19 protein-coding genes, 1 pseudogene and 1 riboswitch are annotated in these 21,504 nt (G+C 72.3%); of the genes and pseudogenes, 12 read left to right on the forward strand and 8 right to left on the reverse strand.

The window, feature by feature from the left end; all coding sequences use genetic code 11:
• Positions 1-41 precede the first annotated feature (41 nt).
• Positions 42-959, forward strand: coding sequence for a LysR family transcriptional regulator (locus AC07DS_RS06005; protein WP_479143066.1), 918 nt, complete (start codon positions 42-44; stop codon positions 957-959).
• Here AC07DS_RS06005 and AC07DS_RS06010 read toward each other — a convergent pair.
• A complete protein-coding gene (locus tag AC07DS_RS06010; protein WP_479143068.1) occupies positions 942-1,838 on the reverse strand; it encodes a GNAT family N-acetyltransferase in 897 nt (298 codons plus the stop codon). The two genes, AC07DS_RS06005 and AC07DS_RS06010, sit on opposite strands and share 18 nt — an antisense overlap.
• Positions 1,835-2,593, reverse strand: a complete 759-nt coding sequence (locus AC07DS_RS06015; RefSeq protein ID WP_479143069.1) for a LolA-like protein — start codon at positions 2,591-2,593, stop codon at positions 1,835-1,837. Before AC07DS_RS06015 ends, AC07DS_RS06010 begins: the two co-directional genes overlap by 4 nt.
• Positions 2,594-2,793: 200 nt before the next feature.
• On the opposite strand from AC07DS_RS06015, the gene AC07DS_RS06020 reads away from it, so the two are divergent.
• The 5 genes and pseudogenes from AC07DS_RS06020 to AC07DS_RS06040 all read left to right on the forward strand — a co-directional run bounded on the left by AC07DS_RS06020 (position 2,794) and on the right by AC07DS_RS06040 (position 10,219).
• A complete protein-coding gene (locus AC07DS_RS06020) occupies positions 2,794-4,314 on the forward strand; it encodes an aldehyde dehydrogenase family protein (protein ID WP_479143071.1) in 1,521 nt (506 codons plus the stop codon).
• Between the two features lie 44 nt (positions 4,315-4,358).
• Positions 4,359-5,888, forward strand: coding sequence for a GMC family oxidoreductase (locus AC07DS_RS06025; protein ID WP_479143073.1), 1,530 nt, complete (start codon positions 4,359-4,361; stop codon positions 5,886-5,888).
• Positions 5,888-7,006, forward strand: a pseudogene (locus tag AC07DS_RS06030) (quaternary amine ABC transporter ATP-binding protein); the annotation flags it as partial. The gene AC07DS_RS06025 and the pseudogene AC07DS_RS06030, both read left to right, overlap by 1 nt.
• A 293-nt stretch (positions 7,007-7,299) precedes the next feature.
• On the forward strand, positions 7,300-9,246 hold the full coding sequence (locus AC07DS_RS06035; protein ID WP_479143075.1) for an ABC transporter permease: 1,947 nt from the start codon (positions 7,300-7,302) through the stop codon (positions 9,244-9,246).
• A gap of 1 nt (position 9,247) precedes the next feature.
• Positions 9,248-10,219 (forward strand): ABC transporter substrate-binding protein, encoded by a 972-nt coding sequence (locus AC07DS_RS06040; RefSeq protein WP_479143077.1) that lies wholly within the window; start codon positions 9,248-9,250, stop codon positions 10,217-10,219.
• 8 nt (positions 10,220-10,227) lie between these two features.
• Here the strand turns inward: AC07DS_RS06040 and AC07DS_RS06045 are convergent, their stop codons facing one another.
• The 3 genes from AC07DS_RS06045 to AC07DS_RS06055 are packed head-to-tail and all read right to left on the reverse strand — an operon-like array spanning position 10,228 to position 11,911.
• A complete protein-coding gene (locus AC07DS_RS06045; RefSeq protein WP_479143079.1) occupies positions 10,228-10,947 on the reverse strand; it encodes an isocitrate lyase/PEP mutase family protein in 720 nt (239 codons plus the stop codon).
• On the reverse strand, positions 10,944-11,414 hold the full coding sequence (locus tag AC07DS_RS06050; RefSeq protein WP_479143080.1) for a carboxymuconolactone decarboxylase family protein: 471 nt from the start codon (positions 11,412-11,414) through the stop codon (positions 10,944-10,946). The genes AC07DS_RS06045 and AC07DS_RS06050 overlap by 4 nt, the downstream gene beginning before the upstream one ends.
• On the reverse strand, positions 11,411-11,911 hold the full coding sequence (locus AC07DS_RS06055) for a carboxymuconolactone decarboxylase family protein (RefSeq protein WP_479143081.1): 501 nt from the start codon (positions 11,909-11,911) through the stop codon (positions 11,411-11,413). Before AC07DS_RS06055 ends, AC07DS_RS06050 begins: the two co-directional genes overlap by 4 nt.
• Positions 11,912-11,957: 46 nt before the next feature.
• On the opposite strand from AC07DS_RS06055, the gene pdxR reads away from it, so the two are divergent.
• Entirely contained in the window at positions 11,958-13,346 is a 1,389-nt protein-coding gene (pdxR, locus tag AC07DS_RS06060; protein ID WP_479143083.1) for a MocR-like pyridoxine biosynthesis transcription factor PdxR, read from the forward strand.
• 42 nt (positions 13,347-13,388) lie between these two features.
• Here the strand turns inward: pdxR and AC07DS_RS06065 are convergent, their stop codons facing one another.
• Positions 13,389-14,240, reverse strand: coding sequence for a DMT family transporter (locus tag AC07DS_RS06065; RefSeq protein ID WP_479143553.1), 852 nt, complete (start codon positions 14,238-14,240; stop codon positions 13,389-13,391).
• Positions 14,241-14,360: 120 nt separating this feature from the next.
• Here AC07DS_RS06065 and AC07DS_RS06070 point away from each other — a divergent pair, with 120 nt between their 5' ends.
• Together AC07DS_RS06070 and AC07DS_RS06075 are read left to right on the forward strand one after the other, a co-directional pair.
• Positions 14,361-14,714 (forward strand): hypothetical protein, encoded by a 354-nt coding sequence (locus tag AC07DS_RS06070; protein WP_479143084.1) that lies wholly within the window; start codon positions 14,361-14,363, stop codon positions 14,712-14,714.
• A 14-nt stretch (positions 14,715-14,728) separates the two neighbouring features.
• The gene (locus tag AC07DS_RS06075) at positions 14,729-15,913 is read left to right on the forward strand and encodes a glutathionylspermidine synthase family protein (RefSeq protein ID WP_479143086.1); all 1,185 of its coding nucleotides are present in this window, start codon (positions 14,729-14,731) and stop codon (positions 15,911-15,913) included.
• Here AC07DS_RS06075 and rocD read toward each other — a convergent pair.
• On the reverse strand, positions 15,910-17,115 hold the full coding sequence (gene rocD / locus AC07DS_RS06080) for an ornithine--oxo-acid transaminase (protein WP_479143087.1): 1,206 nt from the start codon (positions 17,113-17,115) through the stop codon (positions 15,910-15,912). The genes AC07DS_RS06075 and rocD overlap by 4 nt on opposite strands.
• A gap of 100 nt (positions 17,116-17,215) precedes the next feature.
• Positions 17,216-17,307, forward strand: a riboswitch (ZMP/ZTP riboswitch).
• A gap of 32 nt (positions 17,308-17,339) precedes the next feature.
• Here rocD and AC07DS_RS06085 point away from each other — a divergent pair.
• From AC07DS_RS06085 to AC07DS_RS06095, 3 genes are all read left to right on the forward strand, one after another.
• The gene (locus AC07DS_RS06085) at positions 17,340-18,788 is read left to right on the forward strand and encodes a glycine hydroxymethyltransferase (RefSeq protein ID WP_479143089.1); all 1,449 of its coding nucleotides are present in this window, start codon (positions 17,340-17,342) and stop codon (positions 18,786-18,788) included.
• A gap of 119 nt (positions 18,789-18,907) precedes the next feature.
• Entirely contained in the window at positions 18,908-19,933 is a 1,026-nt protein-coding gene (trpS, locus tag AC07DS_RS06090; protein WP_479143091.1) for a tryptophan--tRNA ligase, read from the forward strand.
• Between the two features lie 192 nt (positions 19,934-20,125).
• Positions 20,126-20,710 (forward strand): 2'-5' RNA ligase family protein, encoded by a 585-nt coding sequence (locus tag AC07DS_RS06095; RefSeq protein WP_479143093.1) that lies wholly within the window; start codon positions 20,126-20,128, stop codon positions 20,708-20,710.
• A 7-nt stretch (positions 20,711-20,717) separates the two neighbouring features.
• Here the strand turns inward: AC07DS_RS06095 and AC07DS_RS06100 are convergent, their stop codons facing one another.
• On the reverse strand, positions 20,718-21,473 hold the full coding sequence (locus AC07DS_RS06100; RefSeq protein WP_479143095.1) for a decaprenylphospho-beta-D-erythro-pentofuranosid-2-ulose 2-reductase: 756 nt from the start codon (positions 21,471-21,473) through the stop codon (positions 20,718-20,720).
• Positions 21,474-21,504 lie beyond the last annotated feature (31 nt).

Here is a 21,504-nt window from a genome sequence, read left to right on the forward strand (position 1 = left end):
GACCTGCTTTCCAGTGCAACCTTTGCAAGGGATACTTGCGCATGACGCAATCCACGGACCTGGACCTCAACCTGCTCCTCGCGCTGGACGTGCTGCTGGAGGAGCAGAGCGTGCAGGGTGCCGCCCGCCGGCTGCACCTGTCCGAACCGGCGATGAGCCGCACCCTCGGCAGGATCCGCAAGGCCCTCGGCGACCCGGTCCTCGTGCGGGCCGGGCGCCGGATGGTGCCGACGCCGCACGCGCTGGCCGTACGGGCCGAGGTGAGCGCCGTGGTGGAGCGGGCCCGCGCGCTGTTCCGGCCCGGCCGGGACGCAGACCTGCGCACGGTCACCCGCACCTTCACGATCATCGGCCACGACGCGATCGCCGCCTGCCACGGTGCCACCCTGTTCGCGCGTGCCGCCCAGGAGGCGCCCGGCATCCGCCTCCGCTTCCTGTCCGAGAGCCACGTGGACGCCCCGGTCCTGCGCCAGGGCACCGCCGATCTGGAGGTCGGCGTGATCGACGCGACCGCGCCCGAGGTGCATGTGGAGACGGTGTACGAGGAACGCATGCTGGGTGTCGTACGGGCCGGACACCCGCTGCTCACCGGCGAGTTGACGCCGGAGCGGTTCGCCACCGAGGCCGATCACCTGGGCGTCTCCCGGCGCGGCAGGCTGCACGGGCCGGTGGACGAGGCGCTGGCCGAACTCGGCCTGGAGCGCCGGGTGGTGGGCACCGTCGGCACCTTCCCGTCCTCGCTCTTCGTGCTGCGCGAGACCGACCTGGTCGGGCTGGTCAGCTCCTGGGGGTGCCCGCCCGCCGCCGCCCTCGGCCTGGTCACCTTCGAGGTGCCGCTCGCCCTCCCGCCGCTCCCGGTGGGACTGGCCTGGCACCCCCGCCACGACGCCGACCCGGCCCACGCCTGGCTGCGCGACCGTGTGAGGGAGCTGATGCGGCAGTCAGCCGGTGGCGACTAGCGGTTTCTCGAACCAGTGGCCGGCGTACACGTTGTCGTCGTAGCGCGGGATCTCGGTGTAGCCGCAGGCCCGGTACATCGCCTGTGCCTCGGTGAGCACGACGTGCGTGTCCAGCCGTACGACGTCCAGGCCGCGCGCCCGTGCCTCCCGCTCCAGTCCGTCGAGCAGCCGCCGGGCCAGGCCCAGCCGCCGGGCGTCGGGGTGCACCCACACGTGCCGGATCTCGCCCACCCCCGGTTCCAGCTGTCCGAGTGCCCCGCAGCCCACCGGCCGCTCCTCCTCGTACGCGACCAGGAAGGCGCCGGCGTCCCCGGTCACCTCCTCGGGGCGGACCAGGGCGGCGCTGTCGAAGCCCTCCGGGAAGCGGGCGTCGATGTCGGCCGCGTACGCCGTCAGGCAGTCCCGGGCCACGGCCGAGGCGCTGTCGACGGCCCGCACCGTGATCGCCGCCAGCCGCAGCAGGCGCTGCGCGATCGCCATCGCGGCGGTCAGCTCGGCCCGCTGGTCCGGGGCGAGTTTGTCGAGGAGTCCGGCGGCGAGGGCGTCGGCGCGCCGGTTCTGCTCGCCGATCTCGGCGCGGCCGGCCGCCGTCGGCTCGATCATCCGCAGCCGGCTGTCGTGCGGGGCCGCCTCGACCCGGACCATGCCCTGGCCCTCCAGCGCCTTCGCCATGCGGCTGAGGTAGCCGGCGTCCAGCCCGAGCCGGTTCCTCAGCTCGCGCAGGGAGGTGCCCTCCCCGACCTCGAACAGCAGCCGGGCCTCTCCGAGGGGGCGGTCCTGCCCCAGGTAGTGGTCGTCCAGGGCGCCGATGCGGCGCGTGAAGTAACGGTTGAAACGGCGGAGGGCCGCGACCTGCTCCGCCGACACTGGCTCGGTCATTCTTTGACTTTGGTCAAAGGACTCAGCCGGGACACGTCCACCGACTCCTTCGCGGACGGGGTGGCGGACGGCACGGGCTCGCCGTAGTCCGAGAACGTCATCGTCAGGTCGGTGCCGTCGCCCTTCCGGGTGCCCTCGACCAGCACGTGGGGCGAGTCCGCCGTGACGTAGAGGGTGACCGGTCTGCCGTCCTCCTCGCCCTTCAGCGGGATCACCGGTATGCCCCGGACCGTGGTCCTGTCGCCTCGCTTCAGCGGCTTCCTGTGCGACGAGTCGGGTGTCAGTTTCCTCTGGAAGGCGTCCAGGTCGCAGACGTCCTCCCACTCCTCGAGCGCGCTGTCGTGCGTGCTGCCGTGGATGTAGCGGTCCTTGAGGAGTTCGGCCGCCGCGGTGCCCTCGCCGCCCGGAAGCTCGGCCTTCCAGTACGTGCTGTCGCCCTTCAGCCACACCTCGTCGTCCCGTTTGACGATCTGGATGCTGCCGCCGTGCGCACCCATCCGCACGATGCCGACGCAGTTGCCGTCCCGGTCGAGGGACAGGTCCATCGACGCCACGTCCCCCTTCTTCGCGGCCGCCGCGCGGTCCGTCCACGTCATGTGGAGCGACCGGGTGTGGAGCAGGTGGTCCTGCGCCTCCCGGGCGAGCTCACGGGCGCTCGGATCGCCGGTGTCGTCCGCCGCGGCCGCCGTCACCAGGACGGGGGAGAGGAACAGGGTCACGCTCGCCACCGCACAGATCAGCGGTCCTCCGGCCATCGCGGCACCTCCATGATCACCCCAAGCCGCTCCGCCCAGCCTACTTTTGTCCCTTTTCGGACGCATTTTCAGTGACGCGGCGCACTTTCGGTCGGCGATTGCGCATGCGATCGGAGGCGTGGGGCAGGCGGCCACGGTCCCTGACTGTGACACGACTGTGACACAGGGGGACTGAACAGGAACGGAAGGCAATACCGATCATGGCGGACAGAACGGAACGACAGGCCCGGGCGACCATCCACGCGGGCGGCGAGTGGCTGGAAGCCGTCTCCGGAGCGACGCGCGAGATCCTCGACCCCGCGGACGCCCGGCCGTTCGCCGTGGTCGCGGAGGGCGACGAGAAGGACGCGGAGCGCGCGGTGGCGGCCGCCCGGCAGGCGTTCGACCACGGCCCCTGGCCCCACACCCCCGTCGGCGAGCGCGCCGCCCTGCTGCGCCGCGTCGCCGACCTCCTCGTACGCGACCGCGAGGAACTCGGCCTGCTGGAGAGCAGGGACGCGGGCAAGACCGCCGAAGAGGGCCGCATCGACATCGACTGTGTCGCCGACGCCTTCCGTTATTTCGCGGACCTGGTCGCCGGCGAGGCCCCCGGCCGGGTCGTCGACGCGGGCTCCCCCGACATCCACAGCGTCGTCGTGCACGAGCCCGTCGGTGTGTGCGCGCTCATCACCCCCTGGAACTACCCGCTGCTCCAGGCCAGCTGGAAGATCGCCCCGGCGCTCGCCGCCGGCAACACCTTCGTGATCAAGCCCAGCGAGATCACCCCGATGACGACCGTCGCGCTGATCGACCTGCTGGCCGAGGCCGGTCTGCCCGCCGGAGTCGCCAACCTGGTCACCGGACCCGGCCACACCGTCGGCGCCCGCCTCGCCGAGCACCCCGACGTCGACCTGGTCTCCTTCACCGGCGGCCTGGTCAGCGGCACCAAGGTCGCCCAGGCGGCCGCTCCGACCGTCAAGAAGGTCGCCCTCGAACTCGGCGGCAAGAACCCCAACGTGGTCTTCGCCGACGCCTGCGCCACCGCGGAGGGCTTCGACACCGCCGTCGACCAGGCCCTCAACGCCGCCTTCATCCACAGCGGCCAGGTCTGCTCGGCCGGTGCCCGGCTGATCGTCGAGGAGAGCGTGCGGGAGCGCTTCGTCGCCGAACTCGCCCGGCGGGCCGCCCTGATCCGGCTCGGCCGGGGCACGGCCGAGGGCGCCGAGTGCGGACCGCTGGTCTCCGAGCAGCAGCGCGCCAAGGTCGAGGCCTACGTGCAGTCGGCACTTCAGGAGGGCGCGGTGCTGCGCTCGGGCGGCAGGCGTCCCGAGCCGTCCGCCGAGCGGCCCGCCACCGGCTACTTCTACGAGCCGACGGTCCTCGACCGGTGCCACCGGGAGATGAAGGTCGTGCGCGAGGAGGTCTTCGGCCCGGTCCTCACCGTCGAGACCTTCCGCACCGAGGACGAGGCGGTCGCCCTCGCCAACGACACCGAGTACGGCCTCGCGGGCGCCGTCTGGACCACCGACGCCGGACGCGCCCGCCGCGTCGCAGGCCGGCTGCGCCACGGCACCGTCTGGATCAACGACTTCCACCCCTACCTCCCGCAGGCGGAGTGGGGCGGCTTCGGAAAGAGCGGCGTCGGCCGCGAGCTGGGCCCCGCCGGGCTCGCCGAGTACCGCGAGACCAAGCACGTCTACCAGAACCTCGCGCCGAAGCCGGTGCGCTGGTTCGCCGGCTGATCCCCCGACTGCCGTACACAGCAAGTCTTCTGGAGTAACACCCCATGTCCCACACCCCCCACCTCTACGACTACGTCGTCATCGGCGGCGGCACCGCGGGCTCGGTCATCGCCTCCCGCCTCACCGAGAACCCCGACGTCACCGTCGCCGTCATCGAGGGCGGCCCCAGCGACGTCGGCCGCGACGACGTGCTGACCCTGCGCCGCTGGATGGGCCTGCTCGGCGGCGACCTCGACTACGACTACCCGACCACCGAACAGCCCCGCGGCAACTCCCACATCCGGCACAGCCGGGCCCGCGTCCTCGGCGGCTGCTCCTCCCACAACACCCTGATCTCCTTCAAGCCGCTCCCGTCCGACTGGGACGAGTGGGAGGCGGCCGGCGCCAAGGGCTGGGGCGCCGTCCCCATGGAGGCCTACTACGCCCGCCTCCTCAACAACATCGTCACCGTGGACGAGAAGGACCGGAACGCCATCGCCCGCGACTTCGTGGACGCCGCCCGGGCGGCGCTCGACGTGCCCCTCGTCGAGGGCTTCAACAAGAAGCCGTTCACCGAGGGCGCCGGCTTCTTCGACCTCGCCTACCACCCCGAGGACAACAAGCGCTCCTCCGCCTCGGTGGCGTACCTGCACCCGGTGATGGACGAACGTCCGGGCCTGCACATCTTCCTGGAGACCTGGGCGCACAAGCTGGAGCTGAACGGCACCCGGGCCGAGGGCGTCCACGTGCGCACCAAGGACGGCGAGGAGCTGCTGATCCGGGCCCGGAACGAGGTCCTGCTGTGCGCGGGCGCCGTCGACTCGCCCCGCCTGCTGATGCACTCGGGCATCGGCCCCCGCGAGGACCTGGAGGCGCTCGGCATCCCCGTCGTGCTCGACCTGCCGGGCGTCGGCGAGAACCTGCTCGACCACCCCGAGTCGGTCATCGTCTGGGAGACCCACGGACCGATCCCGGAGAACTCCGCGATGGACTCCGACGCGGGCCTGTTCGTGCACCGGGACCCCGAACACGCGGGCCCGGACCTGATGTTCCACTTCTACCAGATCCCGTTCACGGACAACCCGGAACGCCTCGGCTACGAGCGCCCGCAGTACGGCGTCTCGATGACCCCCAACATCCCCAAGCCGAAGAGCCGCGGCCGCCTGTACCTGACCAGCGCCGACCCGTCCGTGAAGCCGGCCCTGGACTTCCGGTACTTCACCGACGAGGACGACTACGACGCCCGGACCCTGGTCGACGGCATCCGCATCGCCCGCGAGATCGCCAAGGCCGAGCCGCTCGCCGGCTGGCTCAAGCGCGAGGTCTGCCCGGGCCCGGAGATCGTGGACGACGCCGAGCTGAGCGAGTACGCCCGCAAGGCCGCCCACACCGTGTACCACCCCGCAGGCACCTGCAGGATGGGCGCCGCCGACGACGAACTCGCCGTGGTGGACCCCGAGCTGCGGATCCGCGGCCTCGACGGCATCCGCATAGCCGACGCCTCCGTCTTCCCGACCATGACCGCCGTCAACCCGATGATCGGGGTGCTCATGGTCGGGGAGAGGGCCGTCGACCTGATCGGAGGTGGTGCGTGATGAGTACGACCACTCAGTCGCCCGTGTTCTCGGTCGACGGCCTCTGGAAGGTCTTCGGACCCAAGGCCGACCGCGTCCCGGCCGACCCGGAACTCAGCACGCTGGCCCCCGCCGACCTGCGCTCGCGCACCGGCTGCACGGCCGCCGTCCGGGACGTCTCCTTCGACGTGCGCAAGGGCGAGGTCTTCGTCGTCATGGGGCTGTCCGGCTCCGGCAAGTCCACCCTGGTGCGCTGTCTGACCCGGCTGATCGAGCCGACTGCCGGCACCATCGCCATCGACGGCGAGGACGTGCGCGCCATGGACAAGGCCCGCCTGCGCGAACTGCGCCGGCACCGCGCCGCGATGGTCTTCCAGCACTTCGGCCTGCTCCCGCACCGCACGGTCCTGGACAACGTGGCCTACGGCCTGGAGATCCAGGGCGTCGGAAAGTCCGAACGACGCGAGCGGGCCGCCGAGTTCGTCACCAAGGTCGGCCTGGAGGGCATGGAGAAGCGCCGCCCCGGCCAGCTCTCCGGCGGCCAGCGCCAGCGCGTCGGTCTCGCCCGCGCGCTCGCCGTCGACCCCGAGGTGCTGCTGTTCGACGAGCCCTTCAGCGCCCTGGACCCCCTCATCCGCCGCGACATGCAGGACGAGGTGGCCCGGCTGCACCGCGAGGAGGGCCGCACGATGGTCTTCATCACCCACGACCTCAGCGAGGCGCTCAGGCTCGGCGACCGCATCGCCCTGATGCGCGACGGCCGCGTGGTCCAGCTCGGCACCCCGGAGGAGATCGTCTCCTCCCCGGCCGACGACTACGTCCGCGAGTTCGTCCGCGACGTGCCGCGTGAGCAGGTCGTGACCTGCCGCACGGCCATGCGCCCCGCCCACCCGCAGGAGGCCGGAACCGGCCCCGCGGTCAGTCCCGAGGCCCCGGTCGCCGAGGCCATCGAGGCAGTGGCCCGCGCGGGCGCACCCGCCCGGGTGATGGACGAGGGCAAGTGCGTCGGGGTCGTCGGCCCCGAGCAGCTGCTGGACGTGGTGGCCGGCGTGACCGCGGACGGAGATGCCGCGGCAGCCGCCGGCGGTCACGCGGACGCCGATACTGCGGCGGCCGCGGACGGCACCCCCGACGCGGCTGCGGACGACGATGCCGCGGTCGCCGCTCGTACGGACGCGGTCGTGGACGCCGATGCCGCGGTCGCCGCGGGCGGTCGTGCCGACGCGGCCGAGGCCGGGGGCGCTGCGGAAAAGGCGGGCGGTCGTACGGACGCGGCTGTGGACGACGATGCCGCGGTGGCCGGGGGCAGCAACGCCGACGCGGCTGTGCGCAGTGGTGTCGTCGGGGCGGCGCCCGTTCCGGGGAAGTCGGCGCCCGGCAAGCGCCGGCCGGCGGCCCCGCCCGCGCCCCGCACCAGCCCGGAGGACGTCTGATGGCAACGCTCACCGTCCCGGCCGCCGGCACGGCGATCCCGGGCTTCCTGAGAAACCGTGCCGCGGCCAAGCTCCTCGCCCTGGCCGCGATCGCCGCAATCCTCGTCCCCCTGGCCAACAGCCACTGGGGAAGCAACGCCTGGCCGCACGCGCTCACCGTCGACCTCTCCAAGCCCCTGGCCGGCGCCAGCAACTGGGTGATCGACAACCGTGACAGCCACCCCCTGTTCCTCTACTTCTTCGGCTACATCAGCAACGCCGTCGTACTGGCCGTACGCGCCGTCTACCTCACCCTGCTCGCCGCGGGCTGGGCAGGCGTCACCGCGTTCGGCGCCCTCGTGGCCTGGCGCCTCGGCGGTGTCCGTCTGGCCACCGGCACGGCGGTCGCGTTCCTGGCCTGCGGCGCGCTCGGCATGTGGGTGCCCACCATGCAGACCCTCGCGCTGATGGTGGTCGCCGTCCTCGCCTCCGTGGCCGTGGGCGCCCTGCTGGGCCTCGCCGCCGGCCTCTCCGACCGCCTGGACCGCGCCCTGCGCCCGGTCCTGGACACCATGCAGGTGCTCCCGGCGTTCGCGTACCTCCTCCCCGTCGTCCTGGTCTTCGGCATCGGCGTCCCCGCGGCCGTCCTCGCCACCGTCGTCTACGCCGCCCCGCCGATGGCCCGCCTCACCGCGCTGGGCCTGCGCGGCGCCGACCCCGAAGTCCTGGAGGCCGTGGAGTCGCTCGGCGCCACCGCCCGCCAGCGGCTGCTGACCGCCCGGATCCCGCTGGCCCGCAAGGAACTCCTGCTCGGCCTGAACCAGACGATCATGATGGCGCTGTCCATGGCCGTCATCGCCTCCGTCATCGGCGCCGGCGGCCTCGGCGACCGCGTCTACCAGGCCCTCGCCTCCGTCGACGTGGGCGCGGCCCTCGCGGCCGGCATCCCGATCGTGCTGCTGGCGGTCGTCCTGGACCGCGTCACCGCCGCCGCGGGAGCCGCGGGGGACGGCAGCCCCCGGCCCCGTGCCATCGGCCGGCCGTACGCCCTGGCCGTCACCGTGGCCGTGGCCCTGGCCACCCGCCTCCTCGGCGCACTCGACTGGCCCGGCTCCTGGAGCCTGGACATCGCCGAACCGGTCAACCGCGCCGTCGACTGGATGACCGCCCACCTCTACTCCGGCGTCCCGGTGGTCGGCGGCACCGCCGACTGGGCCGGTCACTTCACCACCTGGATCCTGGACCCCGTCCGCAGCGGCCTGCAGTGGCTGCCCTGGTGGGCCGTGCTGCTCCTGGTCGCCGCGCTGTCCTGGCTGATCGGCACCTGGCGCACCGCGCTGACCGCCGTCCTGGCGATGGCCGCGATCGGCGTGCTCGGGGTGTGGGAGCCCTCGCTCGACACCCTGTCGCAGGTGCTCGCCGCCGTCGCCGTCACCCTCGTCCTCGGCTTCGCCACCGGTATCGCCGCCGCCCGCAGCGACCGTGTCGAACGGGCATTGCGCCCGGTCCTGGACGTCTTCCAGACCATGCCGCAGTTCGTGTACCTGATCCCGGTCGTCGCCCTGTTCGGGGTAGGCCGCGCGCCCGCCGTCGCCGCGGCCGTCGTGTACGCCCTCCCGGCCGTCGTCCGGATCACCGCGCAGGGGCTGCGCCAGGTCGACCCGGCGGCACTGGAGTCGGCGCGCTCGCTCGGCGCGACCGGCCGCCAGCAGCTGTGGCAGATCCAGCTCCCGCTGGCCCGCCGGTCGTTGCTGCTCGCCGCCAACCAGGGCGTGGTCCTGGTCCTCGCCGTCGTCATCATCGGCGGCCTGGTCGGCGGTGGCGCCCTCGGCTACGACGTCGCCTTCGGCCTCGCGCAGGGCGACCTGGCGACCGGCCTGGTCGCCGGCGCCGCCATCGTCTGCCTGGGCCTGATGCTCGACCGGGTGACCCAGCCGACCGAACGCCGCGCGAAGAAGGGAGCGTGACATGCGATTCCGTACGACTGTCCCCGTCGGTGTTCCTGTCGCCGTCGCCGTCGCCGTCCTCGGACTGACCACCGGCTGCGGCGCCGCCGACATGACCAAGCAGGCTTCGCCGTTCGCGAACGCCCGGGGCGCGAAGACGGTCACCCTGTCCGTGCAGTCCTGGGTGGGCGCGCAGTCCAACGTGGCCGTCGCCCAGTACCTCCTCGAACACAAGCTGGGCTACCGCGTCGACACCGTCCAGGTGGACGAGGTGCCCGCGTGGGACGCGCTCAGCCAGGGCCGGGTCGACGCCATCCTGGAGGACTGGGGCCACCCGGACCAGGAGAAGCGGTACGTCACCGACAAGAGGACGATCGCCCGTGGCGGCGACCTCGGGGTGACCGGGCACATCGGCTGGTACGTCCCGACGTACCTGGCCCGGCAGCACCCGGACATCACCGACTGGAAGAACCTGAACAAGTACGCCCCGCTCTTCCGCACCGCGGAGAGCGGCGGCAAGGGCCAGCTGATGGACGGCTCCCCGTCCTACGTCACCAACGACAAGGCCCTGGTGAACAACCTGAAGCTGGACTACCAGGTCGTCTTCGCCGGGTCCGAGGCGGCCCAGATCACCCAGATGAAGCAGTTCGCCAAGGACAAGAAGCCCTTCCTGACCTACTGGTACTCGCCCCAGTGGCTGTTCAAGAAGGTCCCCATGACGGAGGTGAAGCTGCCGCCGTACAAGGAGGGCTGCGACGCGGACGCGGCCAAGGTCGCCTGCGCCTACCCGCACACCCCGCTGCAGAAGTACCTCAACGCGGACTTCGCCAGGTCCGGCGGGCAGGCGGCGGCCTTCCTGAAGAAGTTCCGGTGGACCACCGAGGACCAGAACCAGGTCTCCCTGATGATCGCCGACCAGAAGCTCTCGCCCGCGGAGGCGGCGAAGAAGTGGGTGGACAGCCACGCCTCCGTGTGGGAGAAGTGGCTGTCCTGACCGCCCTGCTACGTGATGCCGTCGGCGATCTCGCGGAGCGCCCGGGTGGCGCGCCGCTGGAGTCCCGGTCCGAACGTGACGCGGGTGGCCCCGAGTTCGCCGAGCACGGCGGGCGAGGGGCCCTCGCCGTCCAGCCGGGCCACCATGTTGAGCGGGCCCTGGATCCCGGCCCGCAACAGGGGCAGCACGTCCGCCGGAGCGAGGATCGGATACACGCAGTCGGCGCCCGCGGCCACATAGGACGCGGCCCGCTCGATGGCCCGTTCGGGATCCCCGTCGCCGTGGAGGAAGGTGTCGACGCGGGCGTTGACGAAGAGCCGGTCGGCGGCGGCCGAGCGGACCTCGGCTAGGTACTCGGCGTGCTCGTGCGGGTCCTTGAGGACACCCCCGTCGGAGTCCTCGAGGTTGCACCCCACGACGCCCGCCTCCAGCAGCCGCTCGACCAGCTCCTTCGGCGCGAGCCCGTACCCGCCCTCGACGTCCGCCGAGACCGGCACGTCCACCGCCCGCACGATCCGGGCCACCGCCGCGAACATCTCGTCGGCCGGGGTCGCCCCGTCCTCGTACCCGAGGGAGGCGGCCACCCCCGCGCTCGGCGTGGCCAGCGCCGGGAACCCGGCCTCGGCACACACCCGGGCGCTCGCCGCGTCCCAGGGGCCGGGCAGGATCAGCGGATCGCCCTGGGCGCGCCTGCGGTGCAGGGTGCGGAACACGTCCACCTTGCTCATGGCCGGTAACCCCCTGGCGGAACACGGCGGCTGACCATGAGACGGTTCCAGCCGTTGATGACGGTGATCAGGCCGACGAGGTGGGCGAGTTCGGCCTCGTCGAAGTGCTTGGCGGCGGTGTCGTACACCTCGTCCGGCACGAAGCCTCCCCCAGACTTCGTCCGGGAGGTTCCCCCAGTCAGGACGGTGACCGCCTCGGTCAGCGCCAGTGCGGCCCGCTCCCGCTCGCTGTACCGGTCCTCGGCCTCCTCCCAGGCGTTCAGCAGCTGGATGCGCTCCTCCGACTCGCCGTTCCCACGGGCCAGCCGGAGGTGCATGTCGAGGCAGAACGCGCAGTGGTTGAGCTGCGAGGCGCGGATCATGACCAGCTCGGCGAGGACCGGATCGCCGAGCCCCTTCTTCGCGGCCGCGCTCAGCGCCGACATGGCCAGGCCGACCTCGCGGTCCAGCAGCTGGGTACGGCTCACTTGTACTGCCCCGGCCGGTAGTGGCCCGGGGTCATCCGGGTGGTGACGCCGAACCGGTTCCACGCGTTGATCACCGTGATCGCGGCGATCAGCCCGGCCAGCTCCGCCTCCTCGAAGTGTGCGGCGGCCCGGTCGTACACCTCGTCCGGCACGAAGCCGTCGGTCAGCACGGTGACCGCCTCGGTCAGCTCCAGCGCCGCCAGTTCCTTCCCGGTGTAGAAGTGCCGCGACTCCTCCCATGCGCTGAGCTGCACGATCCGCTCCACGCTCTCGCCGGCGGCGAGAGCGTCCTTGGTGTGCATGTCGAGGCAGAACGCGCAGTGGTTGAGCTGCGAGGCGCGGATCTTCACCAGCTCGTACAGCGTGGGGTCGATGCCCTGCTTCGCGGCCGTGTCCAGGCGGATCATCGCCTTGTAGACCTCGGGGGCGTGCTTGGCCCAGCTGAGCCGTGGGGTCTGTTCGGCGGCGTACTCGACGGTTTCCTCTGCAGTGCTCATGGCTCGACCCTAGGAGCGAGGATGCCCAGGGGTATGGTCCATTTACATGGCGAATTCATGGGCCACTCTGGGAGTCGACCTGCACCTGGAACCGGCCGGTTCCAGCGGGCTGCGCCGCGGTCTGACCGACGCGCTGCGGGACGCCGTCCGTGCCGGCCGCCTCGCCCCCGGCACCCGGCTGCCGTCCTCCCGCAGCCTCGCCGCCGACCTGGGCATCGCCCGCAACACCGTCGCCGAGGCCTATGCCGACCTGGTCGCCGAGGGCTGGCTCACCGCCCGCCAGGGCTCGGGCACGCAGGTGGCGGAGCGGGTGGTCGTACCGCCTGCGGACACCGCACCCCGGCGCCGCGAGCCCGGCCGGCCCGCCTACAGCCTCGTCCCCGGCAGCCCCGACCTCGCCTCCTTCCCGCGCACCGAGTGGCTCAAGGCCGCCCGCCGCGCGCTGGCCACCGCCCCCTTCGACGCCCTCGACTACGGCGACCCGCGCGGCCGCCCCGAACTGCGCACCGCACTCGCCGGCTACCTCGCCCGCGCCCGCGGCGTCCGCGCCGACCCCGACACGATCATGATCACCGCGGGTTTCTCGCACGCCCTGCGCATCCTCGGGGCTCTGCTGCGGGCGCGCGGGGTGCGGAGCGTCGCGGTGGAGTCGTACGGGCTCGACGTCCACTGGGGGCTGCTGCGGAGCGCGGGCCTCGCGACACCCGCGCTGCCCTACGACGAACTGGGCACCGACACGGGTGCGTTGAGCGACGAGGGTGCGGTACTCGTCACCCCCGCCCACCAGTTCCCGATGGGCATGCCCCTGCACCCCGACCGGCGGACCGCCGTCGTGGGGTGGGCGCGGCGGACCGGCGGGCTGGTACTGGAGGACGACTACGACGGCGAGTTCCGCTACGACCGTCAGCCCGTCGGCGCCCTCCAGGGCCTCGCCCCCGACCGGGTCGTCTACCTCGGCACGGCCAGCAAGTCCCTGGCCCCCGGCCTGCGCCTCGGCTGGATGGTGCTGCCACCGTCCCTGGCCCAGGAGGCGGCCGAGGCCAAGGGCCGTGTCGACACCTGCGGCGTGCTGGACCAGCTGACGCTGGCCGAGTTCCTCACCTCCGGCTCCTACGACCGCCATGTCCGCTCCGCCCGGCTGCGCTACCGGCGCCGCCGTGACGCCCTCGCCGCCGCCGTGGCCGACCGCGCACCCGAGGTCCGGGTCACCGGGATCGCGGCCGGTCTGCACGCCGTGCTGCGGCTGCCGCCCGGCACCGAGCAGTCGGTGATCCAGGCCGCGACCTGGCAGGGCCTTGCCCTGCACGGGCTCGCCTTCCACCGGCACGAGCAGGCGCTCGCCGAGCCGCTGGACGCGCTGGTGGTGGGGTACGGGACGCCGCCGGACAGTGCGTGGGCGGGGGCGTTGGAGGCGTTGTGCAGGGTGTTGCCGTGACGGCGAACCCAGGCCCGTCCGGGAGCGCGGCCCCCGGGGCGGTCACCGCGGCGGACCCACGGCCTCCACGGTCTCACCGTCGGAGGCGGGCGCCTCGCCGAACCGCGCCAGCGCCAGCGCCCCCGCCACCGCCACCGCGAAACCCAGCGCCGCCAGCCAGGTCAGGCCCTCCTTGGTGCGGTCGCCGAGCCAGATCACGCCGATGGCCGCCGGGCCGATCGTCTCGCCGATGACCAGGCCGGCCGTCGCCGTCGTCACCGAGCCGCGCTGCAGGGCGGAGGTCAGCAGAATGAAGGCGGCGCCGCCGCCGATCAGCAGGGCGTAGGCCGCCGGGTTGGTGAGCAGCTCGGCCGGCCGCAGCGAGTCGATCAGACGGACCGACACCTCCACGACCCCGAATCCGAAACCCGCCCCCAGACCCAGTACCAGCGCCCGCATGCGCCCGGTCAGCCGTCCGCCCAGCAGCGCGAGCACCAGCATGCCGACGGCCGTCGCGAGCATGGCCCACTTCAGGGTGTCCGACCCCTCCCGGTCCCCCTCCGGCCCGGCCGCCAGCCCCAGCATCGCGAGCCCGACGCAGACCACGCCCACCGCGCCCCACTCCGTGCCGGTCAGCCGCACCCGCAGCAGCCGCGCCGCGACCACCGCGGTCACCGCCAGACTCGACGCCAGAGCCGCGCTGACCGCGTAGATCGGAATCGAGCGCAGCGCGGCGATCTGGAACAGGAAGCCAAGACCGTCCAGCGCAAGACCCGCCAGGTACCGCCACTGCCGCAAGGCCCGCAGCAACAGCGCGGCCTCGCCGCCCCCACCCGTACCGGCCTGCCTCGCGGCGACCGCCTGCAACACCGTCGCCGTACCGAAACAGACGGCCGCGGCCAGGGCACACACCATTCCAAAGAGCACGAAGTGACTCTAGGCGAGGGGCGAACCGGTAACCCGCCCAGGTGGTCGCTCTCACCGTTCTCTAGGCTGACCGCCGAAAACAGGCCAACCGACGGGGGAGACACCAGCATGGACACCGCACGCCGACGCCTTCGTTCGGGGACCGTTCTCCTCGGTGGCATGGGGCTGCTCGCCACCGCCCTGACCGCCTGCTCCTCCGCCCCGGACAAGCGCTGCGTCGACCGCGACAGCTACCGGCTGGCCAAGGGCTACAAGGTCGTCTCCGACAAGAACTGCAAGTCCGCCAAGGCCTTCGTCGACGGCGCCTGGTACTACGGCGGCAAGAAGAAGGGCTCCTGGGTGAGCGGCGGCTCCTTCACCAAGCCGGGCAAGGGCTCCGGCTCGCATTCGAGCTCGGGCGGCTCGTACGGCGGCGTGCACCGCGGCGGCTTCGGCGGCGGTCACGGCAGCTCCGGCGGCTGACGGGGAAACGGACCGTGGAACGCCGTACGACCACCCCCCGCCCCGGCTGGCAGCAGACCGTCGAGGAGCAGGGGCTCGTCTACCCTCTGACCCGCCACCCGGACGGCTCGCTGCGCCCCTACTGGGACGAGAGCGCCTACTACGTCTTCACCCTGGACGAGGTCGAGGCGCTGGAGGAGACCGTCGAGGAACTGCACCGCATGTGCCTCGCGGCCGCCGGGCACATCGTGGCCGAGGGCCGCCTCGCCGACCTCGGCATCACCGACCCGCGGGTCGCCGAGGCCGTCGCCGAGGCCTGGCGGCGCCGCGCCGAACTCCCCTCCGTCTACGGCCGCTTCGACCTCCGCTACGACGGAACCGGCCCGGCGAAGCTCCTGGAGTACAACGCCGACACCCCGACCTCACTGGTCGAGGCCGCCTCCCCCCAGTGGTTCTGGATGGAGGAACGCTTCCCCGGCGCCGACCAGTGGAACTCGCTGCACGACCGTCTGGTCGACGCCTGGCGCCGGCAGGCCGCGCTGCTCCCGCCGGGCAGCCCGCTGCACTTCGCGCACTCCTCGGCCGACGAACTCGGCGAGGACCTGATGACGGTCGCCTACCTGAAGGAGACCGCCGAGCAGGCCGGCCTCGCCACCGAATGGATCTCCATGGAGGAGATCGGCTGGGACACCCTCTCCGGCCGCTTCGTGGACAACGGGCTCCGCTTCATCCGCAGCGTCTTCAAGCTCTATCCGTGGGAGTGGCTCACCACCGACGCCTTCGCGGGGCACGTCCTGGACACCCTGGACAACGGCGGCGGCACCGGCAGCACCCTGTGGATCGAACCCGCCTGGAAGATGCTCCTGAGCAACAAGGCCCTGCTGGCGATCCTCTGGGAGCTGTACCCCGGCCACCCCAGCCTGCTGCCCGCCTACCTGGACGGCCCGCGCGAGCTGGCCGGGTCGACCGGCTATGTCGCCAAGCCGCTGCTGGGCCGCGAGGGCGCGGGCGTGACCGTCCACGAGCCCGGCGCCCCGGCCGCCGTCCGGGACGAGCCCTGCTGCTACCAGCAGCTCGCCCCGCTGCCCGCCTTCGACGGCAACCACCTCGTCCTCGGCGCCTGGGTCGTCCGGGACGAGCCGGCCGGCCTCGGCCTGCGCGAGTCCTCGGGCCTGATCACCGACGAGTACGCCCGCTTCCTGCCGCACGTGATCCTCTAGCCGGCCAGCACCGCCGCCAGCTGTTCGAGCCCCCAGTCCAGGTCCTCCTTGCCGATCACCAACGGCGGCGCGATCCGGACCGTCGCACCGTGGGTGTCCTTCACCAGGACACCCCGGTCCATCAGCCGCTCGGACACCTGCCGGGCGGTCCCGGCCCCCGGCGCGATGTCCACCCCGGCCCACAGCCCGCGCCCGCGCACCGCCGTCACCCTGCCGGTGCCGAGCAGGGCGCCCAGCTCCCGGTGCAGATGATCGCCGAGCTCGGCGGCCCGTGCCTGGTACTCGCCCGTCCGCAGCATCCTGATCACCTCCAGCGCCACCGCACACGCCAAGGGGTTCCCGCCGAACGTCGATCCGTGCTCACCCGGCCCGAACACCCCGAGCACCTCGGTGCTCGACACCACCGCAGACACCGGCACGATCCCGCCGCCCAGCGCCTTCCCCAGCACGTACACATCCGGTACGACCCCCTCGTGCTCGCACGCGAACGTCCGCCCCGTCCGGCCCAGCCCGGACTGGATCTCGTCCGCGATGAACAGCACGTCCCGCTGCCGGGTCAGCTCACGCACCGCCGGCAGATAACCGGCCGGCGGGACGATCACCCCCGACTCGCCCTGGATCGGTTCGAGCAGCACCGCGACCGTGTTCTCGGTGAGCGCCGCCCGCATCGCGGTCAGGTCGCCGTACGGCACGATCTGGAAGCCCGGTGTGTACGGCCCGAAGTCCGCCCGCGCCTCGGGGTCGGTCGAGAAGCTGATGACCGTCGTCGTACGGCCGTGGAAGTTGCCGCTCGCGACCACGATCTTCGCCATCTCGGCCGGCACCCCCTTGATCCGGTACCCCCATTTCCGGGCGGTCTTCACCGCGGTCTCCACCGCCTCGACGCCGGTGTTCATCGGCAGCACCATCTGCATGCCGCACAGCGCGGCCAGCTCGGTGCAGAAGGCGGCGAACCGGTCGTGGTGGAACGCCCGCGAGGTCAGCGTCACCCGCTCCAGCTGTGCCTTGGCAGCCTCCACCAGCCGGGGGTGGCCGTGGCCGAAGTTCAGCGCCGAGTACCCGGCCAGCAGGTCGAGGTAGCGCCGCCCCTCGACATCCGTCATCCAGGCCCCCTCCGCGGTGGCGACGACCACCGGCAGCGGGTGGTAGTTGTGCGCACTGTGGGTGTCGGCGGCGGCGATGAGCGTCTCCGTAGCGTTCACGGGAACTCCAAGGGGCCAGAGAGTCGGATGCACCCCCTTCTTATCCTCGCTCGCATGGTGGACGCGGGACCTCCCCGTTCCGGCGCGCCCGGTAGGCTGATCAGCGGGCCGTGACTGGCGCGCTAGGGATGGGACCGACCATCGGGGAGCGGCCCGAGCCGGAAATGAGTGCCGTGCGCCTGGGCCGAACGTGAACGCTGTACGCACACCGTCCGGAGGTCCCCATGCCAGAGCAGTCCCTGTCGACCGAGTCCACCGCCTTCCGTGCCGCCCTCGACGTGATCCGTGCCGTCGAGCCGCGGGTCGCGGACGCCATCGGCCAGGAGGTGACCGACCAGCGCGAGATGCTGAAGCTGATCGCCTCCGAGAACTACGCCTCCCCGGCCACCCTGCTGGCGATGGGCAACTGGTTCAGCGACAAGTACGCCGAGGGCACCATCGGCCGCCGCTTCTACGCCGGCTGCCGCAACGTCGACACGGTGGAGTCCCTGGCCGCCGAGCACGCCAAGGCGCTCTTCGGCGCCCGGCACGCCTACGTCCAGCCGCACTCCGGCATCGACGCCAACCTCGTCGCCTTCTGGGCCGTCCTCGCGGACCGCGTGGAGGTCCCGTTCCTGGAGAAGACCGGCGCCCGCCAGGTCAACGACCTCTCCGAGGCCGACTGGGCTGAGCTCCGCCAGGCCTTCGGCAACCAGCGCATGCTCGGCATGTCCCTGGACGCCGGCGGCCACCTCACCCACGGCTTCCGTCCGAACATCTCCGGCAAGATGTTCGACCAGCGCTCCTACGGCACCGACCCGGCCACGGGCCTGATCGACTACGAGGCGCTGCGTGCCCAGGCCCGCGAGTTCAAGCCGCTGATCATCGTCGCGGGCTACTCGGCGTACCCCCGTCTGGTGAACTTCCGCGTCATGCGCGAGATCGCCGACGAGGTCGGCGCGACCCTGATGGTCGACATGGCCCACTTCGCCGGTCTGGTCGCCGGCAAGGTCCTGACCGGCGACTTCGACCCGGTCCCGCACGCCCAGATCGTCACCACGACCACCCACAAGTCCCTGCGCGGCCCGCGCGGCGGCATGGTCCTGTGCGACGACTCCCTGAAGGACCAGGTCGACCGCGGCTGCCCGATGGTGCTCGGCGGTCCGCTCCCGCACGTCATGGCCGCGAAGGCCGTCGCCCTCGCCGAGGCCCGTCAGCCCTCCTTCCAGGACTACGCCCAGCGCATCGTCGACAACTCGCGCGCCCTCGCCGAGGGCCTGATGAAGCGCGGCGCCACCCTGGTCACCGGCGGTACGGACAACCACCTCAACCTGATCGACGTGGCCACCTCCTACGGCCTCACCGGCCGCCAGGCCGAGGCGGCCCTGCTCGAGTCCGGCATCGTCACCAACCGCAACGCCATCCCGGCCGACCCGAACGGCGCCTGGTACACCTCCGGCATTCGCATCGGCACCCCCGCCCTGACCACCCGTGGCCTCGGCACCGCGGAGATGGACGAGGTCGCCGGACTGATCGACCGCGTCCTCGGCGCCACCGAGGCGGGCACCACCAAGTCGGGCGCCCCGTCCAAGGCGGCCCACGTCCTGGACGAGAAGACCGCGCAGGAGATCGCCCAGCGGGCGACGGACCTGGTGGCCGGCTTCCCGCTGTACCCGGAAGTCGACCTGGGCTGAAACGCCCCGTGAGGGGCGCGGGGGGACTGCGGCGGGCAACCACGGACGGCCCGCGGTCCCCCGCGCCCCGAAGCCTCCTTGCGCCTCACGGGCCGATGCCGCCCCCAGCCGATGAGAGAATGGGCAACATGGCCTCTGCTGACCGACCCCGCGTGCTCTCCGGCATCCAGCCCACCGCCGGCTCGTTCCACCTCGGCAACTACCTCGGCGCCGTCCGCCAGTGGGTGGCCCTGCAGGAGTCCCACGACGCCTTCTACATGGTCGTCGACCTGCACGCGATCACGGTCCCGCAGAACCCGGCGGATCTGCGCGCCAACACCCGCCTGGCCGCGGCCCAGCTGCTGGCCGCCGGTCTCGACCCCGACCGCTGCACCCTCTTCGTGCAGAGCCATGTGCCCGAGCACGCCCAGCTCGCCTGGATCATGAACTGCCTCACCGGCTTCGGCGAGGCCAGCCGGATGACCCAGTTCAAGGACAAGTCCGCCAAGCAGGGTGCCGAGCGGGCCTCCGTCGGCCTGTTCACGTACCCGGTCCTGCAGGTCGCGGACATCCTGCTGTACCAGGCCAACGAGGTGCCGGTCGGCGAGGACCAGCGCCAGCACATCGAGCTGACCCGCGACCTCGCCGAGCGCTTCAACGGCCGGTTCGGCGACACGTTCGTGATCCCGTCGCCGTACATCCTCAAGGAGACGGCGAAGATCTACGACCTTCAGGACCCGACGATCAAGATGAGCAAGTCGGCGTCCACGCCGAAGGGCCTGATCAACCTGCTCGACGAGCCGAAGGCGACGGCCAAGAAGGTCAAGAGCGCGGTCACCGACACCGACACCGTGATCCGCTACGACGCGGAGAACAAGCCGGGCGTGTCGAACCTCCTCACCATCTACTCCACGCTCACCGGCAAGTCGATCGCCGAGCTGGAGCAGGACTACGAGGGCAAGATGTACGGCGCGCTCAAGACGGACCTCGCCGAGGTCATGGTCGAGTTCGTGACGCCCTTCCGGGAGCGCACCCAGCAGTACCTGGACGACTCCGAGACGCTCGACTCGATCCTCGCCAAGGGCGCGGAGAAGGCGCGCGCCGTCGCCGCGGAGACGCTTGCGCAGGCGTACGACCGGGTGGGTTTCCTGCCGGCGAAGCACTGAGAAGCACGATCCGGCGCTGCGGCGCACGACCGTACACACGTCCGACCGGGCAGAGCGCTGCACATCACTTCCACTGCGCCTGCCCACGGGACATCCGTGGCCGTACAGTCGATAGCCGACGGCCCGGACGCAGACGCGACGACGACGGCGGCGAAGACGGCCGGAAGACATCACGCGACGACAGGAGACGACGTGGGGACCGTAACGATCGGCGTGTCGATCGCGGTCCCGGAGCCTCACGGCAGCCTGCTCCAGGAGCTGCGCGCGGGCTTCGGTGACGCCGCGGCCCACGGCATCCCCACGCATGTCACCCTGCTGCCGCCGACCGAGGTGGACGCGGCCGACCTGGCGGCGGTCGAGGCGCACCTCACGCAGGTCGCGGCGACCGGCCGGCCGTTCCCGATGCGGCTGTGCGGGACCGGCACCTTCCGGCCCCTGTCGCCGGTCGTCTATGTGCGTGTCGCGCGGGGTGCCGAGGCCTGCGCCCGGCTGCAGCAGCGGGTGCGGGACGCCTCGGGTCCGGTGGCACGCGAGCTGCAGTTCCCGTACCACCCGCACGTCACGGTGGCGCACGGCATCGACGAGGCGTCGATGGACCGTGCCTTCGCCGAGCTGGCCGGCTTCGAGGCCGAGTGGCCGTGCACCGGGTTCGCGCTGTACGAGCAGGGCGCCGACGACGTGTGGCGCAAGCTGCGGGAGTACATGTTCGGTGGATCCGTGGTGCCCGCACAGGGGGGCCACGCGGGCGTCGAGCGCGGGCGGATCGCCAGTCGCTGACGCTCCGCTACAGGGGCAGCCTCCGGAACAGCGCACGCGGCGCGTGTCGTAGCGCCGACATCACCAGGCGCAGAGCGCCCGGCACCCACACCGTCTCCGAGCCGCGGCGCAGGCCCAGTTCGACGGCCGTGGCGACGGCCTCGGGGGTGGTGGCGAGCGGGGCCGCGGGCAGGTCCGCCGTCATGCGGGTACGGACGAATCCGGGGCGTACGACCATGACGTGCACGCCGGTGCCGAAGAGTGCGTCGCCGAGGCCCTGGGCGAACGCGTCGAGGCCGGCCTTGCTGGAGCCGTAGATGAAGTCGGCGCGGCGGGCCCGTTCGCCGGCGGCGGAGGAGAGGACCACCAGGGAGCCGTGGCCCTGGGTCTGCAGGGCACGGGCCGCGACCAGGCCCGCCGACACGGCTCCGGTGTAGTTCGTCTGCGCGACCCGGACCGCACGCAGGGGCTCGCGTTCGTCGTGGGCCTGGTCGCCGAGGATGCCGAACGCGAGCAGCACCAGGTCGATGTCGCCCTCGGTGAAGACCTTGCCGAGGGCCGCCTCGTGGGACTCGGGGTCGAGGGCGTCGAAGGCGACGGTGCGGACGTCGGCACCCAGGGCGCGCAGCTGATCGGCCGCCCGGTCCAGGGCGGGTGAGGGGCGGCCGGCCAGCCAGACGGTGCGGGTGCGGCGGGCGATCAGCCGGCGGGCGGTGGCCAGCGCGATCTCGGACGTGCCGCCGAGGATGAGCAGGGACTGGGGCAGAGCGGTGGCGTCCTTCATGACAGCCGACCGTATCGCCCTCATATGTCCG

It is taken from the genome of Streptomyces sp. NPDC044064, from assembly GCF_056434245.1.

Bases quoted from the DNA above. Each gene is read 5' to 3' on its own strand.
- AC07DS_RS06005 (WP_479143066.1), top strand. From the start codon at position 42: ATGACGCAATCCACGGACCTGGACCTCAACCTGCTCCTCGCGCTGGAC.
- AC07DS_RS06010 (WP_479143068.1), bottom strand. From the start codon at position 1,838: ATGACCGAGCCAGTGTCGGCGGAGCAGGTCGCGGCCCTCCGCCGTTTC.
- AC07DS_RS06015 (WP_479143069.1), bottom strand. From the start codon at position 2,593: ATGGCCGGAGGACCGCTGATCTGTGCGGTGGCGAGCGTGACCCTGTTC.
- AC07DS_RS06020 (WP_479143071.1), top strand. From the start codon at position 2,794: ATGGCGGACAGAACGGAACGACAGGCCCGGGCGACCATCCACGCGGGC.
- AC07DS_RS06025 (WP_479143073.1), top strand. From the start codon at position 4,359: ATGTCCCACACCCCCCACCTCTACGACTACGTCGTCATCGGCGGCGGC.
- AC07DS_RS06035 (WP_479143075.1), top strand. From the start codon at position 7,300: ATGGCAACGCTCACCGTCCCGGCCGCCGGCACGGCGATCCCGGGCTTC.
- AC07DS_RS06040 (WP_479143077.1), top strand. From the start codon at position 9,248: ATGCGATTCCGTACGACTGTCCCCGTCGGTGTTCCTGTCGCCGTCGCC.
- AC07DS_RS06045 (WP_479143079.1), bottom strand. From the start codon at position 10,947: ATGAGCAAGGTGGACGTGTTCCGCACCCTGCACCGCAGGCGCGCCCAG.
- AC07DS_RS06055 (WP_479143081.1), bottom strand. From the start codon at position 11,911: ATGAGCACTGCAGAGGAAACCGTCGAGTACGCCGCCGAACAGACCCCA.
- pdxR (WP_479143083.1), top strand. From the start codon at position 11,958: ATGGCGAATTCATGGGCCACTCTGGGAGTCGACCTGCACCTGGAACCG.
- AC07DS_RS06065 (WP_479143553.1), bottom strand. From the start codon at position 14,240: ATGGTGTGTGCCCTGGCCGCGGCCGTCTGTTTCGGTACGGCGACGGTG.
- AC07DS_RS06070 (WP_479143084.1), top strand. From the start codon at position 14,361: ATGGACACCGCACGCCGACGCCTTCGTTCGGGGACCGTTCTCCTCGGT.
- AC07DS_RS06085 (WP_479143089.1), top strand. From the start codon at position 17,340: ATGCCAGAGCAGTCCCTGTCGACCGAGTCCACCGCCTTCCGTGCCGCC.
- trpS (WP_479143091.1), top strand. From the start codon at position 18,908: ATGGGCAACATGGCCTCTGCTGACCGACCCCGCGTGCTCTCCGGCATC.
- AC07DS_RS06100 (WP_479143095.1), bottom strand. From the start codon at position 21,473: ATGAAGGACGCCACCGCTCTGCCCCAGTCCCTGCTCATCCTCGGCGGC.